Origin of the sequence: Pseudomonas sp. OV546, from assembly GCF_900116845.1 — a bacterium.
GTDB classification, from domain to species: Bacteria; Pseudomonadota; Gammaproteobacteria; order Pseudomonadales; family Pseudomonadaceae; genus Aquipseudomonas; species Aquipseudomonas petroselini.
Window position 1 is genome coordinate 20,268 of the sequence record NZ_FPCE01000010.1, and the last position, 17,401, is coordinate 37,668.

A 17,401-nucleotide genomic window follows, 5' to 3' on the forward strand; every position below is an offset into this window, starting at 1 on the left:
CACTCACATTATGCCGTTTGTGCATAGGCCAGTGTTTAACAGCATTGGCCCAAAAACTTCCACAAGCCTAGCATTCGCAGCGTTCCGGCCAGTTCCGGGTCCATATCGAGATGATTTCCGTCATGTCCTCCGCTGCATCATTCCGCACAGAAAAAGACCTGCTTGGCGTACTCGAAGTACCTGCCCAAGCGTATTACGGCATCCAGACCCTGCGAGCGGTGAATAACTTCCGCCTCTCGGGCGTTCCGATTTCGCATTACCCGAAATTGGTGGTCGGCCTGGCAATGGTCAAGCAAGCGGCGGCAGATGCCAACCGCGAGCTCGGTCAGCTCAGCGAAGCCAAGCACGCTGCCATCAGCGAAGCCTGTGCCCGCTTGATCCGCGGCGACTTCCACGAAGAGTTCGTGGTGGACATGATTCAAGGCGGCGCCGGCACTTCAACCAACATGAATGCCAACGAAGTCATCGCCAACATCGCGTTGGAGGCCATGGGCCACAACAAGGGCGAGTACCAGTACCTGCACCCCAACAACGACGTGAACATGGCGCAGTCGACCAACGACGCCTACCCGACCGCGATCCGCTTGGGTCTGCTGCTGGGCCATGACGCGCTGCTGGCCAGCCTCGACAGCCTGATCCAGGCATTCGCCGCCAAGGGCGTCGAGTTCAGCCACGTGCTGAAAATGGGCCGCACCCAATTGCAAGACGCCGTGCCGATGACCCTCGGCCAGGAATTCCGCGCCTTTGCCACCACCCTCGGGGAAGACCTGGCGCGCTTGAAAACCCTGGCGCCAGAGCTGCTGACCGAAGTGAACCTGGGCGGCACCGCCATCGGTACCGGCATCAACGCCGACCCGCGTTATCAAGCCCTGGCGGTACAACGCCTGGCGGTGATCAGCGGCCAGCCGGTTGTGCCTGCCGCCGACCTGATCGAAGCCACCTCCGACATGGGCGCCTTCGTGCTGTTCTCCGGCATGCTCAAGCGCACCGCAGTGAAGCTGTCGAAGATCTGCAACGACCTGCGCCTGCTGTCCAGCGGCCCACGCACCGGCATCAATGAGATCAACCTGCCGGCGCGCCAGCCAGGCAGCTCGATCATGCCCGGCAAGGTCAACCCGGTAATCCCGGAAGCGGTTAACCAAGTTGCGTTCCAAGTGATCGGTAACGACCTGGCCCTGACCATGGCAGCCGAAGGCGGCCAACTGCAGCTGAACGTGATGGAGCCGCTGATCGCCTTCAAGATCTTCGACTCGATCCGTCTGCTGCAACGCGCCATGGACATGCTGCGCGAACACTGCATCGTAGGCATCACCGCCAACGAAGCGCGCTGCCGCGAACTGGTGGAGCACTCCATCGGCCTGGTCACCGCGCTGAACCCGTACATCGGCTATGAAAACGCCACCCGCATCGCCCGCATCGCCCTCGAAAGCGGCCGCGGCGTGCTGGAACTGGTGCGCGAAGAAGGCTTGCTCGACGACGCCATGCTCGACGACATCCTGCGCCCCGAAAACATGATCGCTCCACGCTTGGTCCCGTTGAAGGCCTAAGCGTCTGTTGCACTGCTCACCAGGCTGAGGGACTAGACACCTCTCACCTTTTGAGGGCCTGAAGGCTCGTTCTTCAGGCCCTTTTTTTTGCCCCAAGGTTGTGAAATGACGCCCATAAAAACTCCAATATCGCCCTGCAAATCCGCCGCCCCCTCAGTCGCATGGCTGAAACCTTTAATCAGCCCGAGCAGACGGATCTCGTTCGCCTAGGTATAGTGCCGCCCCTCTTCGCGTGTGCGGCCGTCGGTAACGAGGCCCAGGTACAACGCGAAACCGCATGAATAACAACCCGCAAAAGGATTGGGGTCGAACTGTCGCGCACTGCCTGGTGCGATGCGATGGCGTCGAACCGTCCTGCGTTTGCCATTAGAAAAATCAGCGAGGAACACTCCATGCTCGAAGTCATCAACGACTTCCTCTCAGGGAAAGTACTGATCGTGCTCATTGTCGGGCTCGGCGGTTATTTCACGATTCGCTCGCGTTTCGTACAGTTGCGCCACTTTTTCCACATGTTCTCAGTGTTCAAAGACAGCCTGAAGAGCAGCTCCGGCCAGCTCAGTTCGTTCCAGGCGCTGATGCTCAGCCTGGCCGGCCGCGTCGGTGCCGGTAACATCGCCGGTGTCGGCATTGCCGTGACATTGGGTGGCCCAGGTGCCGTGTTCTGGATGTGGGTCACCGCGCTGGTGGGCATGTCTTCGAGCTTTATCGAGTGCTCCCTCGGCCAGCTGTACAAACGCACTGACGCCGAAGGCACCTACCGTGGCGGCCCCGCGTATTACATCCAGCACGGCCTGCACAAGCGCTGGCTGGGTATGGTCATGGCGTTCCTGCTGCTGGTGACCTTCGGCTTTGCCTTCAACGGCCTGCAAGCCCATGCCGTGACGCACTCGCTGAACAACGCTTTCGGCCTGGACACCACCTACACCGGCCTGGCCCTCGCAGTATTGCTGGGCTTGGTGTTCATCGGCGGGATCAAGCGCATCGCTTCGATCGCCGACCTGCTGGTGCCGGTCAAGACCCTGGTCTACATCGCCGTGACCCTGTACGTGATCGTGCTGCAGTTCGACCACGTACCCGCCATGCTCGCAACCATCGTCAAGAGCGCGTTCGGCCTCGACCAGGCCTTCGGCGGCCTGGTGGGCAGCGCGATCATCATGGGTGTTAAGCGCGGCGTGTTCGCCAACGAAGCCGGTTTGGGCAGTGCGCCTAACGTGGCGGCGGTGGCGTCGGTAGAACACCCGATCGCCCAAGGCGTGGTGCAAGCGTTCAGCGTGTTCCTCGACACGTTCGTGATCTGTACCTGCACCGCCTTGCTGATCCTGCTCTCCGGTTTCTACACCCCAGGCTTCGAAGGCGACGGCATTGCCCTGACCCAGAACTCCCTGGCGGCCGTGGTCGGTGATTGGGGCCGCATGTTCATCTCGGTGGCCCTGGCGTTGTTCGTGTTCACCTCGATCATGTACAACTACTACCTCGGTGAGAGCAACCTGCGCTTCCTGGTGGGTAACAACCGCAAAGTGTTGATGGGCTATCGCGCACTGGTGCTGGTGCTGATTTTCTGGGGTTCCATCGAAAACCTGGGCACCGTGTTCGCCTTCGCCGACATCACCATGACGATGCTGGCGTTCGTTAACCTGTTCGCCCTGGCGTTCCTGTTCAAGATCGCCATGCGCATCCTGAACGACTACGACAACCAGCGCGCCGCCGGCATCAAGACCCCGGTGTTCGACTCCAGCCAGTTCCCAGACCTGGACCTGGACCGCAAGGCCTGGCCGGCCAATCCGGCAAAACCGGACGTTGCCGTCTCGGCTGAACTGAACGCTCAAGCGCAACGCTGAGCGTAGATAGATGACACGCCGCCTGGCCTTGGGCATGCTCTGGGCCCGGCGGCGTTTTTCGTTCAGGAGAGTGTTCAGATGACCCAACCAGCCCAAAACGTCATGGTGCTCTACACCGGCGGCACCATCGGCATGCAGGCCAGCGCCAACGGCCTGGCACCCGCATCCGGTTTCGAAGCGCGCATGCGCGAGCAACTGGCCCATAAGCCAGTGCCTGCGTGGCGATTCCGCGAAATGGCCCCGCTGATCGACAGCGCCAACATGACCCCGGCCTACTGGCAACAATTGCGCATCGCGGTCGTCGAGGCCGTGGAAGGCGGCTGCGACGCAGTACTGATCCTGCACGGCACCGACACCTTGGCCTACAGCGCGGCAGCCATGAGCTTTCAATTGCTGGGCTTGCCGGCGCCGGTGGTGTTCACCGGTTCCATGCTGCCCGCCGGCGTGCCCGACAGCGACGCCTGGGAAAACGTCAGCGGTGCCCTGGCAGCATTGGGCCAAGGCCTGGCGCCCGGTGTGCAGTTGTACTTCCATGGCGCACTGATGGCGCCGACCCGTTGCGCGAAGATCCGCAGCTTTGGTCGCCATCCGTTTGCAGCCTTGCAGCGCAACGGCGGCGTGGCCAAGGCCGAGGCCATTCCTGCAGCGCTGGATTATCGCCAAGCCAAAGCCCTGGCCAACGTCGGCGTGCTGCCGTTGGTGCCGGGCATCGGCGCCGGACAACTGGATGCGCTGATCGACAGCGGCCTCCAGGCGCTGGTCCTCGAATGTTTCGGCAGCGGCACCGGGCCAAGCGATAACCCGGCGTTCCTGGCCAGCCTCCAGCGTGCCCACGACCAAGGTGTGGTGGTGGTCGCGATCACCCAATGCCATGAAGGCGGCGTGGAGCTGGACGTGTACGAAGCCGGCAGCCGGTTACGCGGCGTCGGCGTACTGTCCGGTGGTGGCATGACCCGCGAAGCGGTGTTCGGCAAGCTGCAGGCCCTGCTCGGTGCGAGTCTTGCGACGCCTGAGGTCCGCCGCCTGGTGGAACTGGACCTGTGCGGCGAACTGAGCTGACCGGCATATAACTTGCTCCCCTTCCAGCCATCTCCTGGCTGGAAGCCCCCATGCTGCACTCCCACCTCACGACCCTCAACGCGGTCTCGCTGGTACTCAGTACCTTCAAGGCCGAAGGCTGGCCCGCCGAGACGCTCCTGGCCGGCAGCGGTATCTGCGCGGCGGACTTGAGCCGCGCCGACACGCGCATCGCCACGCATCAGGAGATGCAGGTGTGCGCCAATGCCGTGGCTCTGCAGCGCGATATCGGCCTGATCGTGGGGCGCCGCATGCATGTATCGTCCTACGGCATGCTCGGCTATGCCCTGCTCACGAGTGCCACTTTCGGTGACGCTTTGCGCCTGGCCCTGCGTTATCCGGCGCTGTTGGGAACACTGTTCGAGCTGAGCCTGGAGGAGGACGGCGGACGTATCTGGTTCACCGCGGGCGATTATCGCGATAACCCGGCCCTGACCGCCTTCAATGTCGAGCTGTGTCTCGGGTCGCTGAAGGTCATTTGCGACGACCTGCTCGGCCATCCACTGCCCTTGCTGGGCGCGCGCTTCGAGCACGATGCACCGGATTATCAAGCGCGCTACGCCGAGAGTTTCGACTGCCCGTTGCAGTTCCAGGCCACCGCCAATGCGTTCGCCTTTGACAAACGCTGGCTCGCCCAGCCTTTGCCGCTGGCCGACAGCGTGACCCACCAGGCCATGGCCGAGCGCTGCCGTAAACAGAACACCGAATTCACCGGGCGCGAAGCCTGGCTGGGGCGAATCCGCCAATTGCTCGCGGCGCAACTGCACGCCGCACCCGGGCTGGATGGCCTGGCCCAACAGATGAACTGTTCGCCGCGCACCCTGCGCCGACACCTGCATGACCTGGGCTGCAGCTATCAGGAACTGCTGGATGAGCTGCGTTTCGAACGCGCCAAGCAATTGCTGGCGCAAGACCAATGCCCCATCTACCGGATTGCCGAGCAGCTGGGCTTCAGCGAGACCGCCAGCTTCCGGCATGCCTTCGTGCGCTGGAGCGGCGTGGCACCGAGCCAATTTCGCGCATGACGCGCTATTGAGGGGCGAATTACGGACAGAAAATCTGGCCATATTTATCCCCTTTTGGCCGCTCTTGCCGTTCTCATAACCTCCGCCGCCAGCAAGACTGCAGGCACCGATACCTCCTGCGGAGAACAACAAGATGCTGACGATCTACTCAGACGATCACCACCTGCACCACGGCCGTTGTGAACTGATGGACGGGCAACTGATGCCCTGCTTTGAAATGCCCTCGCGCGCCGACCATGTGCTGCAGCGGGTCAAAGACCGTGAACTGGGCGCCGTCCAAGCCCCGCAGGACTTTGGCCTGGCGCCGCTGCAACGCATCCACAGCCGTGACTACCTCGACTTCTTCAAAGGTGCATGGCAACGCTGGACCGAGTTCGGCCAGGACGGCGACCTGCTGCCCTACACCTGGCCGGCCCGCACCTTGCGCCGCGTATTGCCCACCAGCCTGCACGGCCAACTCGGTTATTACAGCTTCGACGGCGGCGCCCCGATTACCGCCGGCACTTGGCAAGCCGCCTATAGCGCGGCCCAAGTGGCGCTGACGGCGCAACAAGCAATCCAGCAAGGCGCCCGCAGTGCCTTCGCCCTTTGCCGGCCACCGGGCCACCACGCCGCCAGTGACTTGATGGGCGGCTATTGCTACCTCAACAACGCCGCCATTGCGGCCCAGGCGTTTCTCGACCAGGGCCACCGAAAGGTCGCGATCCTGGACGTGGACTACCACCACGGCAACGGCACCCAATCGATCTTTTATGCGCGCAACGACGTGCTGTTCACCTCGATCCACGGCGACCCGGCGGCGGAGTTTCCATTTTTTCTCGGCTATGCCGACGAACTGGGCGACGGCGCGGGGGCAGGTTTCAATTTCAACTACCCGTTGCCCGCCGGTTCCGGCTGGGAGCGCTGGAGCGCAGCACTGGAACAGGCCTGCAACGAGATTGAACGTTATGGGGCCGACATCATTGTGGTGTCCCTCGGGGTGGACACCTTCAAGGACGACCCTATCTCGCAATTCAAACTCGACAGCCCGGATTACCTGGCAATGGGCGCACGCATCGCCCACTTGGGCAGACCCACGCTGTTTGTGATGGAAGGCGGCTACGCGGTGGAAGAAATCGGCATCAATGCCGTCAATGTTCTCGAAGGTTTTGAAGGGGCTGCCCAATGAACATGCTCAAGTCACTTATCCTCTGCGCCACCGTTATCAGCGGCGTGGCCCACGCCGAAGAAAAAACCCTGCGGGTCTATAACTGGTTCGACTACATCACGCCCAAGGCGCTGGAGGACTTCAAGGCGCAGAACCCCGCCATCAAATTGGTGTACGACATTTTCGACACCAACGAGGCGCTGGAAGCCAAGCTGCTCACCGGCAACTCCGGGTATGACGTGGTGGTGCCGTCCAACGTGTTCCTGGCCAAGCAGATCGAGGCCGGCGTATTCCAGCCGTTGGACCGCAGCCAGTTACCCAACTGGAACCACCTCGACCCCAAGCTGATGAAGCTGATCGAAGCCAACGACCCCGGTAACAAATTCGCCGTGCCCTACATGTACGGCACCATCCTGATCGGCTTTAACCCGGACAAGGTCAAGGCCGCGCTGGGCGCCGATGCGCCGGTGGACAGCTGGGACCTGATCTTCAAGGAAGAAAACATCAGCAAGCTCAAGCAATGTGGCGTCGCGCTGCTGGACTCCCCCTCGGAAATCCTGCCCCTCGCCCTGCAGCACCTGGGGCTGGACCCCAACAGCAGCAACCCCAAGGATTATGAAAAAGCCGAAGCGTTGCTGCTGAAGATCCGCCCCTCTGTCACCTACTTCCATTCCTCCAAGTACATGGCCGACATCGCCAACGGCGACATCTGCGTAGCCGTCGGTTACTCAGGCAGCTTCTCCCAGGCCGCCAACCGCGCCAAAGAGGCCAAGAACGGTGTCACCGTGGACATGCGCCTGCCCAAGGAAGGGGCACCGATCTGGTTCGACATGCTCGCCATTCCCAAAGGCGCAAAAAACCCGCAGGACGCCTACACCTTCATCAACTACTTACTGCAACCGGCCGTGATCGCGCCCATCAGCGACTTCGTCGGTTACCCCAACCCGAACAAGGACGCCACCGAGCAGGTCGACCCGTCGATTCGCAACAACCCGAACCTGTACCCGACCGAGGCGGCCATGGCCACGCTGTACACCTTGAAACCGCTGACCCGGGATGCCGAGCGCGCCAGGACCAGGGCCTGGACCAAAATCAAGTCGGGTACCTGATCGCCGAGTCCACCGCAGGGCCTGAGGGGTTGGCCTTGACTTAACTACCGCTCGCCGAGTGGGCAACATCCTTACTGTGAGAAAAACGCCGCTACGCACCCTAGCGGCCCCTTTCTTGCGGCCAGGATGCCCTTATGAATGACACTGCACTGTCCCCCAGCGCCAACGATCTGCTGACTCAACTGGCCACCGGCCCCTCCCTGCGGGAGGTCGCGGCGGCGACTTTACGATCGGCGCTGGCCGAGCTATACCCGGACCTCGATATCGACCCCAACCTGGCCATCCTGGTCACCCCTCGCTGGCAAAGCGTCAGCGGTGAGGTGGTGCCCGACCTTCCGCACCTTCAATCGCTGGCCGGCGCACTGGCGCGCAGTGCGTTGACCAACGTCGCGCTGACCTGGATCGACGGTGAGCACTATCTGATCAATCAAACCCAGGAGCAGGCAAACACCCACGTTTCCGTCCAGGTTGACCGTATCGCGCAGTTGATCAACGAGTTGGCCCCCCTGCTGTTTGTCTCCTACCAGGAACAACAGCTCGATTTCTGGAACCAAAGCGGCGGCCAGAACGGGCCACGCTGGAAGACGTTGGCCCGCACACTGCGCAACCTCTGGAATGTACACACCGTCGATGACTGGGACGACGATGAGTGCGCCATGGCCAGGAACGTTTTTCACTACCCCGAATACGCACAGCGCCAGCCCCATGACAACTATGACGCCCACGTCTACCTGATTGATATGGATGAGCAAGCGGGTAGCGTCAGCAAACACCTCAATGTGACCTCTATGGCGCTGGTGGTCGGGCAGTTGGGCACACGGGAGCTCATCCTCGGTTACTCGATTGCCACCGGCTATAAAAAATTCAGCTCGATGAAGGCGTTTGGTGAATACCTGGCGCCCCATCCCCATTTATTCGCGGGGCGCGAAATCCATTGGCGACTGTTCGAGCCATCGGGCAATTTCTTTGAGTATCAGGCCAGCAGCCTGATCAGCCTGCAAATCGAAGCGCTGCGGCACATTGCCTTTGACGATGAGGACATCAAGCCACTTTCCCCGGCGGACAGTGCGAAGAAAGAACTCCACGCGTTCACGCAACAGGATCAATCCCGGCTTGGCTGGGCTCGCGACTCCCTGCCAGGATGGTTGCAGCAGGCCTCGTCACCCGACCAGTCGGCCTATGGTCGTTACATGATGGACTTGGCGGCCTTGAACCTGCAGGAGAACGGCAAAACCTATATGGATGACATTCCCGCCGTGGGTGATTTTGCCCGCGACGCCTTGCGCACACAGATGATCAAGGACCACCCGGAGGCTGCCAACGTCAACCTGGAAAACGTGCAAATCGCCGTGACCAGCGCAGTGGTCTGGGGCACGCTGGCCGTACCCGGCCAAACCCAGACGCAAACCTTCACGCTGACCGAGCTGGCCCTGGAAAACCTGATTGCCCTGCCGTTGGGTAACAAGGTCGTGATTTACCGTAACGGGACGGTGACGCCCACCTGGATGACGGCGCAATACTTGGAAAAACTGATTACCCAGGTCGATATCGGCAAACATTATCCCGCCCTGATCAAAAGCAAATTGCTGGAGGACGCTGCGCAGTCCTTGCGCCGGCAAAAACTCTACACCGAACAATTGCGCCTGCAACTGCCCTTGCTGGCCTTGCAGTACAAGATTCGCGGTCTTCACGGCCTGACCGAACAGGGTTATCGCTACGTGTGTGCCGTGATGAACACGGAGACTGAAAAGCAGCGGGTAGACGGTTACCCGGTGGTGATCCGCCCCCTGGCCCTGTACCCCAAGCGGCGCTTGACGACAGCCGTGGATACGGTCGACAACATGTTCATCATTGGCCCCCAAGCCCCGAAAAACGGCCCTTGCCTGCTCTATCGACCACTGAGCAATGAGCCGTTGATGGAGTTCGCCTCTGAAGCCAACCTGCTCTATGAAATCAAGCAATCAGCGACCTTGCGCCAGTCGATCCTCGCCTGGTTGCCCGACAAGGAGCGCACCGCTTACGGCCAGTTCGTATTCACCGGCACCCTGCCGTCCCCCTGGGTGTTTACCAGCCTGCTCAATGACCCACTCGATGCGCTGGTGATGACAGGGCCGATCCGTTTCGGCAATGAGGTGTTGCGCAATGACTATTTCGCGACGCTGTTCAAAACTCACGCCACGGCATTGGCAAACCTGGCCGACCGCCAGTCTGTCTCCAATGCCGAGGGCCGCTGGGAAAGCTTGAAGCACATGGGCTGGCAGATCTTTACCGCGGCACTGCCATTCATGGGGAAAACCGTCGGCGCAGCGTCCTGGATCTGGCAATTGATGGATGATCTGCAACATGTAGTGGATGCCAGAGAAATAAACGAGCGACCTGCCGAGCTCTCCGCCTGGGTGGATATATTGCTGACGCTGGGCATGGTGTTGACGATGCACATCAGTACACAACGACGCCCCAGCGCGGCGATCGAAAAAGAAACCCGCGCCTCTTCCGAGCCGGGCGAGTCGTCCGAGCCCTCCAAGCATCCCAAGCCGTCAGAACCCGCCGAACCGTCCAAGCCCCCACCCGCCATGGTCCTGATACAAAAACCGACGATCACGGCAGGTGAGCTGCCGGCGGACCATCAAGGTACGCTGCATGCCAGCGGCGCGCTGACTCAGTCCCGGCGCAATCTCGGAGCGATCCTGGATGCCCTCATGGTCGAGAAGCCATCATCCCTGAGCGAACAGTACAAGGAGGACACCGCCTACAAGCACCTCTACAGCACAGGGGAACACTGGTATGCGCCGGTTGGGACTCGATGGTTTGAGGTTGATGTGGACGAAAACGATTCAGTCCTGATTGTTGATCCAAAACAGTCACAGCGAACGGGCTTTCCGCTGACCAGCAACCGTGCTGGCCAGTGGTTTATCGACATCCGGTTCCGATTGAAAGCCAGCGGGCTGCGCCGCCTGCGGCAAAAGGGTCAGCGCCTCAAGCCGCCGAAAATAAAAGACCTGCGCGAGCAGTTAAATAGCTTTGACAAGCAATTGATGCAACGGCACAGCGAGCTTGAGGCACTGCGCGAGGCCATCGCCGCAACGCCGGAGGACGCCCAGGAAGCGGCTCGAACCACCTACCTTGCCCAGGCGGACAATCACATCAAGGAACTCGACGTAACGATCTCCCAACTCAAATCGCTGAAGATCATCGACACCGTTCCCAATTACCTGGACGGGATGTACGAATACCTGACCAACCAGATTTTCGTGGCCCGCTCAGCCATCAACGAACAGTTGGACGGGTTCCAACAACAGCTACGTTCTGTCGAAGGGCACATGGACCCCGATGACGATACGCTGGCGACACTCCCCCTCAGTACCTATCAAAAAGTCTATGAGGTCACCCAGGATATGATTGAACGCCTGACGTTCATCGAGACCCCTTTAAGGGAGATGCGGGAACTCGGTGAAAGGGGTGTCAGGTTCGCCACTACTCATGGGCTCGGCCTGGCGAATGTGAGCCTCACTGACCTCAAAGCGTTCAAGATCAGCCTGAGTACCTTCCTATGCCTCAATGAGACCAAAACCGAGAGCTTGCCGGCGGCCAGGGAAGCGGTTGCGCGCATTATCGAAACCGCCGAGCTGGCAGTGCAAAGCCTGCGAGTCGCCCTGGACCCGGAGAATGAAGCCACTCAAGACCAGTTGATCGAAACCCTCGACAGCTTGGTAGACCAGTTTGCAAGCGTGGATCAGAACCTGGTGGAGTTGCCGGCCGACTTCCCCGACGACCTGCAAAAAACCCCATTGGCCAATCTGCGCAAACAAATCGATGAGTTCGCCCAAAACGCCACGCGAGAACTGACCGGCCTGCTGCGCGAACGCAAAGCCCAAACCCTGGAACCCATGCCTGGACCTTCCCGCCCCTCGTCCAGGGTCACGAAGAGAGTCATCAAGACGCATCTCAAGGGGATTGTCATCGGCGAAGAACGCCTGCCGGACGCCGAAGGCAGCACAGCGCTGGTGGAGGTAAAGGAGCCGCTGACCGGCAAGGTAATCGCCACGTTCCATGAAAAAGAGCCGGGCGTGTGGGTTGAACAACCACCCGCGGCGCGATCAACCAGCCGCACCCAGGCCCGCAACCTTAAACAGAGCACGACCCACGGCCAGGCCCTGCTGGACACGCTTGATGCCTTTATCACTCGCACGGAAGTGCTGTCCAAAGAGGCGGGATGGCTGCCCGTAACCATTGAAGAGCGTATCAGCAACCGGATCGAACAGCTGATGCACGCCAGCCAGGAGATCGAAGAAGCACTGACCCTGAGCAATCTGACAGAAAGCACCACACACCCCTCAGCAGTGCTCAACAACCGACTGGCCGCCGCGATCAGCAAGCTCCAGGGCGAACGCAAGCGCCTCCGCATCCATATGCTCAAGACACGGCCACCCACCGCGGCTCATGTCGAGCTGTTGCTCAAGGAAGGGGTGGTTACCATCAACCCACCCACCGGTGCGCGCATCAAGCTCACCGGACGTCACTCAGGTTTCCTGCAGGAGTATCCCGTGGTGGATATCCAAACCAAGAAAACGTTGTGGTATGCCCACTTTCACTACAACGCGCTGACAGGATCAGAGGAGAACTTCACCGCTGCCCACCTGAAAACCCCAGACCAACGCGGCCTGGGCGGAAAATACGAGCGCAGGAACGACGCCAGCCGCAACAATATCAGTATCTACCGCAGTGAGATCAGCCCCCAACTGGCGCGCATGCTGTTCCTTAAAAGCAAGCCACCTCAGCCGGCGGTGGAAGAGCCCCAGGCCTGACGCAAGCGCGCCAGGGCCTGGCCGATGGCAACCTCTGGCACCGCGGCAAACCCCAGCACGAGGCCCGCACGCTGGTCCGGCGGTGTGCTGGAGCCTGCCAGCCAGTAACTGCTCAGGCCGTTGATTTCGACACCAGCAGCCTTGGCCTGCTCGAGCAATTGTTGCTCACGGGCCAGGCTGGCCACGCGTACCGTAAGGTGCAGCCCTGCGGCAACGCTGGGCAGGCTGGCGACCCCGTCGAGGTCACCCGGCCACCCGGCCAGGAGTGCGTTGCGTCGGCTCAACGCCGCGCGGCGCATGCGCCGGATATGTCGCTGGAAGTGCCCGGCGGCCATGAATTCGGCCATCACGGCCTGGGTGCTGACTTCTGAATGGCGCATATCCACCGCGCGCCGCCGGGAAAAGGCGTCGACCAGGCCCGGCGGTAATACCAGGTAACCCAGGCGCAAGGCCGGAAAGGCCACCTTGCCGAACGTGCCGACGTACAGCACGCGCCCGCTGCGGTCCAGTGCCGCCAATGGCGACAGCGGCGCGCCGCTGTAGCGGTATTCACCGTCGTAATCGTCCTCGATGATCCAACCGCCCGTGCGCTCGGCCCAGGCCAGCAGTTCGAGGCGCCGCGCCAGGCTCATCACCACACCCAACGGGTACTGATGAGAGGGCGTGACATACGCCACTCGGCAATCGCCCAGGCTGTTGAGCACCTGGCAATCGATGCCTTCACTGTCCACCGGTACACCGTGCAACCGTCCGCCTGCCAAAGCGAACGCATGCCCCGCCGCACGGTAGCCAGGGTTTTCCACCGCTACCCCATCTCCCGGCTCTACCAGCAACTGTGCACAAAGGCTGATTGCCTGCTGCGCCCCACTGGTGATCACTATTTGTTCAGCGGTGCATTGCATGCCCCGTGAGCTGCGCAAGTAAGCGGCGATCAGACCGCGCAGGCGACCGTCACCCGCCGGGTCGCCATAGCACAGCAGTTCCAGGTCCGGCTTGCGCCAGAATGCCCCATTCAGCTTGGCCCATACCTCAAAGGGGAACAGATCAAAGGCCGGCACGCCCACGCGGAATGCCCGAGGCGGACCCGAGGGAGGTAAGGCCAGGTGGTTGTTTTTGACCCTGGCCAAGCCCGCGCTGTGGATAACTTCATCGTCCAGATCTTCCGGCAAATCAGCCCATTTTGTGGATAAGGCTGGGGATAAGCCTGTTGACAACCCTGTGGATACTTTTGTGGATAGTTTTTTTGCCGTAGGCAATTGAGCGACATAAGTGCCATCGCCGACCCGGCTTTCAATAAACCCCTCCGCATACAGCTGATCGTAGGCGCGTACCACACTGTTGCGGGAAATCGACAACGCCGCCGCCAGGTCACGGGTGGCGGGCAGGCGTGTGCCACTGACCAGTCGTCCATCCAGCACCCGCTGGCGCAAGGCGTCATACAGTTGGCGAGTCAGACCCTGACGGCGATCCAGCTCAATACCGGCGGGGTTGAATGACAGCGGCGCAGAGATGGGCGACATATTGGACCTATGAAATTGGTGCCAGATGGCTCTTACAACGAGCCATTAGCCTGCCTAGGATGCAGGCATTCGCCAAGGAATATTTCCATGTACACACCTCGCGCCTTCGCCCTCGACGATTTGCCCGAACTGCACCAATTGATCCAGCACACCCGCCTGGCGCAGTTAGTGACCGTGGGTGAACAAGGCCTGCAAGCCAGCCACTTGCCACTGCTGCTCAACCCCGATGAAGGTGCCAATGGCACGCTCTACGGACACCTGGCCAAGGCCAATCCTCAGTGGCGGGACCTGCAGAACGGCAGCGAAGCGCTGGTGATCTTTGCAGGCGCCGAGGCCTACATCAGCCCGGCCTTTTACCCAGCCAAAGCCGAGCACGGCAAAGTGGTGCCCACCTGGAATTACCTGGCGGTGCACGCCTATGGCAAGGCCGAGGTGTTTACCGACGCCGAGCGTTTGCTCAACGTGGTCAGCGCTCTCACTGATCGCCATGAAGGCAACCGCTCCCAGCCCTGGAAAGTCAGCGATGCCCCGGCCGATTACATTGAAAGCATGCTCAACGCCATCGTCGGCTTTGCCCTGCCGATCGAACGCCTGATCGGCAAACGCAAACTCAGCCAGAACCGCAGCCCGGCCGATATCGCCGGCGTGCGCGAAGGCCTGGCCGCCAGTAGCGACGTGCGTGACCAGACCCTCGCCCGCTTTATGCCCCAAGGAGCCTCAGAATGAGCCAGATCCACATCCGCCCAGTCACCGCCGCCGACCACGCCGCCTGGCTGCCGCTGTGGCAAGCGTATCTGACGTTCTACAACACCGAGTTGCCCGACGCCGTCACCCAAAGCACCTGGCAGCGCCTGATCGACACCACCGAGCCCACCCATTCGGCCCTGGCCTGGCAGGACGACAAGGCGGTGGGCATGGTCAACTTCATCTACCACCGCTCCAACTGGAGCATCGAGAACTCGTGCTACCTGCAGGACTTGCTGGTCGTCCCGACCCAACGTGGCACCGGCGTGGGCCGCAAGCTGATCGAATTCGTCTACACCACCGCCAAGGCTGACGGTTGCTGCAAGGTCCATTGGCTGACCCACGAGACCAACGCCACAGCGATCCAACTCTACGAACGCATTGCCGAACGTCCAGGCTTTATCCAATTTCGCAAAGGTCTTTAAGGAGCGCAGCATGACGACTTCTCTCGCCGACTGGAAAGGCGTTCAGGCGCCCACCGTTCAACGGCTGGAAGGACGGTTTATCCGTCTGGAAAAACTCGACCCCGCCCGCCATGGCGATGAGCTGTTCAACGCCCTGCAAGGCCCCGGTGCCGACCCCAAGCTGTGGGACTACCTGCCTTACGGCCCATTCCCCGAACGCAGCGTCTTCAATGATTGGCTGAACAATCACGCCGCGCACAGCGACCCGTATCTTTTCAGCGTCATCGACCGCGCAACCGGCCAGGTACAGGGCATCCTCAGCCTGATGTCGATCGTCCCGGACCACGGTCGCATCGAAATCGGCCACGTCACCTTCGGCGCCGCCATGCAGCGCTCGCCAAAAAGCACCGAAGCGGTCTACCTGCTGGCCAAGCACGCGTTCGACCAGGGTTACCGTCGCCTGGAATGGAAGTGCAACAACGCCAACGGCCGCTCCAAATACGCAGCCGAGCGGTTGGGTTTCAGTTTTGAAGGCGTGTTCCGCCAGCACACCGTGGTCAAAGGCAAGAACCGGGATACCGCGTGGTACTCGATCATCGACGCCGAATGGCCACAGGTTGCAGCGGGCTTTGAGGCGTGGTTATCGGAAGCGAACCAGCAGGGTGATGGGCAGGTGAAGTCACTGGCGCAGTGCCGGTCCCAACACCTCTGATCAATGAGGGAGCCACGCGTTGATCGCCCGCTGGCCGATGCGTTTTTAATCGCGCCGCACTAGAGAAAACTCCCGCAAACTGGGGGTCGATGACCTGACAGTTATCGCCCCGTCATCTCGCTAAATTCCCGGCCTCATTCATCAGAGGTTGGGATTTCATGCCTTTTACACCCCACAGATTCGCACTCGTCATTGCCCTTGCTCTCAGCACTGCCAGCCTTCAACCCGCGCATGCGCGTGGCGATATCGAATACAAGCCGTACCCGCATCCCTACTACGATGCGCAGCCCGATCCGTGGCCTCCTGTAGAGCCCGAGATCGAGTCAACGCCCCTCGACGGTTATCTCACCCAGAAAGCGACCTCGCGCAATGGCTTGCAAGTGGCCAAGGTGCTGGAGCCGGGATTGATTCGGTTACTGGAGTCCGGGGAACTGACGTCCGAGCAAATCAAAGCCCTTGAAAAGCTCGGTGATGGCCTCGAGAAACAACCCGGCGGCATCGGTGCCAGCCTTGAGCAACTGGCCGGCAGCCAGAACGCCAACCTCGCCGGCGCAACGCAAAACACCACACAGCACCTCAGCAACCAATTGCTCTCGACCCTGCGCACACTGCCCGCTGACGACGAAGGCCACTTCTGGATTCAAGGTGTGGGCAACGACGGCAGCCTCGACAAGCAAGGCGGCAGCGCCGGTCTGAAATATGGCATCGACGGCCTGTTGCTGGGCGCCGACTGGGCACTGGATCACGCCTGGCGCGTTGGCATCATGGGTGCAAAATCCACCAGCCATTTGAATACCCAACGCTTCTCTGGCGACCTCGACAGCTGGCACCTGGGGGGTTACGCCGTACGCCAGGACGGCCCGATAGGCCTGCGCCTGGGGGCGATCTACAGCGACCACGCGGGGCAGAACAAACGCGACGTCAACCTGCTGGACTACAAGGAGCAACTCAAGGGCAAATACAACGCCCAAAGCCAAACCCTGTTTTCCGAACTGGGCTATCAACTGGGCAGCGCGGACCTCAGCGTCGAACCCTTCGCCGGCCTCGGTTTCCAGCGCTACCACCGCGACAGTTTCAAGGAAACGGGTGGCTTGACCGCGCTGAACGTCGGCGCACAAACCCAACAAAACCTCAGCACCACCTTGGGCCTGCGCCTGGCAACGGTGTATCGGTTCGATAACCAGATCAGCCTCACCCCCCACCTCAGCACCGGCTGGAAACACCTCTACGGCGGAGTCGACAGCCAGGTCCGCCAATCCTACCGTGCCCTGCCGGGGCTGGTTGACGGTTTCACCGTCACCGGCACCTCGCTGGACCGCAATAGCCTCGACCTGCAAGCCGGGCTCGACCTCGCCTTGTCGGCACAACACACCGTCGGCCTGACCTACAGCGCGCAGGCCGGCACAAACAGTCGCAACCAGGGCTTGATGGGGCAGTGGAAGATCAGCTTCTAACCCCACCAAATTGCGCACG

General features: G+C 61.1%; 12 protein-coding genes. 11 read left to right on the top strand and 1 reads right to left on the bottom strand.

All coding sequences use genetic code 11. The features are described from left to right. Nucleotides 1-122: 122 nt before the first annotated feature. The 7 genes from aspA (at nt 123) to BM403_RS21525 (ending at nt 12,548) form a co-directional block, all read left to right on the top strand. The gene (aspA, locus tag BM403_RS21495; RefSeq protein WP_025854459.1) at nt 123-1,547 is read left to right on the top strand and encodes an aspartate ammonia-lyase; all 1,425 of its coding nucleotides are present in this window, start codon (nt 123-125) and stop codon (nt 1,545-1,547) included. A gap of 392 nt (nt 1,548-1,939) precedes the next feature. After that, entirely contained in the window at nt 1,940-3,385 is a 1,446-nt protein-coding gene (locus BM403_RS21500) for an alanine/glycine:cation symporter family protein (protein WP_015886589.1), read from the top strand. A gap of 78 nt (nt 3,386-3,463) precedes the next feature. Further along, on the top strand, nt 3,464-4,444 hold the full coding sequence (locus BM403_RS21505) for an asparaginase (protein ID WP_093544699.1): 981 nt from the start codon (nt 3,464-3,466) through the stop codon (nt 4,442-4,444). Between the two features lie 50 nt (nt 4,445-4,494). Further along, a complete protein-coding gene (locus tag BM403_RS21510) occupies nt 4,495-5,487 on the top strand; it encodes an AraC family transcriptional regulator (protein WP_093544702.1) in 993 nt (330 codons plus the stop codon). A gap of 133 nt (nt 5,488-5,620) precedes the next feature. Continuing rightward, nucleotides 5,621-6,655 (top strand): histone deacetylase family protein, encoded by a 1,035-nt coding sequence (locus BM403_RS21515; RefSeq protein ID WP_093544705.1) that lies wholly within the window; start codon nt 5,621-5,623, stop codon nt 6,653-6,655. Continuing rightward, complete coding sequence (locus BM403_RS21520; protein WP_064053211.1) at nt 6,652-7,743, top strand: polyamine ABC transporter substrate-binding protein; 1,092 nt, start codon at nt 6,652-6,654, stop codon at nt 7,741-7,743. Before BM403_RS21515 ends, BM403_RS21520 begins: the two co-directional genes overlap by 4 nt. 134 nt (nt 7,744-7,877) lie before the next feature. Continuing rightward, nucleotides 7,878-12,548, top strand: coding sequence for a dermonecrotic toxin domain-containing protein (locus tag BM403_RS21525; RefSeq protein ID WP_093544708.1), 4,671 nt, complete (start codon nt 7,878-7,880; stop codon nt 12,546-12,548). Here the strand turns inward: BM403_RS21525 and BM403_RS21530 are convergent. After that, nucleotides 12,518-14,068: a MocR-like pyridoxine biosynthesis transcription factor PdxR gene (locus BM403_RS21530; protein WP_093544711.1), complete on the bottom strand. Its 1,551-nt coding sequence runs from the start codon at nt 14,066-14,068 to the stop codon at nt 12,518-12,520. The two genes, BM403_RS21525 and BM403_RS21530, sit on opposite strands and share 31 nt — an antisense overlap. Nucleotides 14,069-14,155: 87 nt before the next feature. Here BM403_RS21530 and BM403_RS21535 point away from each other — a divergent pair, with 87 nt between their 5' ends. The 4 genes from BM403_RS21535 (at nt 14,156) to BM403_RS21550 (ending at nt 17,382) form a co-directional block, all read left to right on the top strand. Beyond that, the gene (locus tag BM403_RS21535) at nt 14,156-14,794 is read left to right on the top strand and encodes an FMN-binding negative transcriptional regulator (RefSeq protein WP_093544713.1); all 639 of its coding nucleotides are present in this window, start codon (nt 14,156-14,158) and stop codon (nt 14,792-14,794) included. After that, nucleotides 14,791-15,237, top strand: coding sequence for a GNAT family N-acetyltransferase (locus BM403_RS21540; protein WP_093544716.1), 447 nt, complete (start codon nt 14,791-14,793; stop codon nt 15,235-15,237). Before BM403_RS21535 ends, BM403_RS21540 begins: the two co-directional genes overlap by 4 nt. Nucleotides 15,238-15,247: 10 nt before the next feature. Continuing rightward, entirely contained in the window at nt 15,248-15,928 is a 681-nt protein-coding gene (locus BM403_RS21545; RefSeq protein WP_093544719.1) for a GNAT family N-acetyltransferase, read from the top strand. 158 nt (nt 15,929-16,086) lie between these two features. Further along, on the top strand, nt 16,087-17,382 hold the full coding sequence (locus BM403_RS21550) for an autotransporter outer membrane beta-barrel domain-containing protein (protein WP_093544722.1): 1,296 nt from the start codon (nt 16,087-16,089) through the stop codon (nt 17,380-17,382). Nucleotides 17,383-17,401: the final 19 nt, after the last annotated feature.

What these genes read in the sequence shown, in the direction of transcription:
- aspA (WP_025854459.1), top strand. Translation starts at nt 123, where the DNA reads ATGTCCTCCGCTGCATCATTCCGCACAGAAAAAGACCTGCTTGGCGTA.
- BM403_RS21500 (WP_015886589.1), top strand. Translation starts at nt 1,940, where the DNA reads ATGCTCGAAGTCATCAACGACTTCCTCTCAGGGAAAGTACTGATCGTG.
- BM403_RS21505 (WP_093544699.1), top strand. Translation starts at nt 3,464, where the DNA reads ATGACCCAACCAGCCCAAAACGTCATGGTGCTCTACACCGGCGGCACC.
- BM403_RS21510 (WP_093544702.1), top strand. Translation starts at nt 4,495, where the DNA reads ATGCTGCACTCCCACCTCACGACCCTCAACGCGGTCTCGCTGGTACTC.
- BM403_RS21515 (WP_093544705.1), top strand. Translation starts at nt 5,621, where the DNA reads ATGCTGACGATCTACTCAGACGATCACCACCTGCACCACGGCCGTTGT.
- BM403_RS21520 (WP_064053211.1), top strand. Translation starts at nt 6,652, where the DNA reads ATGAACATGCTCAAGTCACTTATCCTCTGCGCCACCGTTATCAGCGGC.
- BM403_RS21525 (WP_093544708.1), top strand. Translation starts at nt 7,878, where the DNA reads ATGAATGACACTGCACTGTCCCCCAGCGCCAACGATCTGCTGACTCAA.
- BM403_RS21530 (WP_093544711.1), bottom strand. Translation starts at nt 14,068, where the DNA reads ATGTCGCCCATCTCTGCGCCGCTGTCATTCAACCCCGCCGGTATTGAG.
- BM403_RS21535 (WP_093544713.1), top strand. Translation starts at nt 14,156, where the DNA reads ATGTACACACCTCGCGCCTTCGCCCTCGACGATTTGCCCGAACTGCAC.
- BM403_RS21540 (WP_093544716.1), top strand. Translation starts at nt 14,791, where the DNA reads ATGAGCCAGATCCACATCCGCCCAGTCACCGCCGCCGACCACGCCGCC.
- BM403_RS21545 (WP_093544719.1), top strand. Translation starts at nt 15,248, where the DNA reads ATGACGACTTCTCTCGCCGACTGGAAAGGCGTTCAGGCGCCCACCGTT.
- BM403_RS21550 (WP_093544722.1), top strand. Translation starts at nt 16,087, where the DNA reads ATGCCTTTTACACCCCACAGATTCGCACTCGTCATTGCCCTTGCTCTC.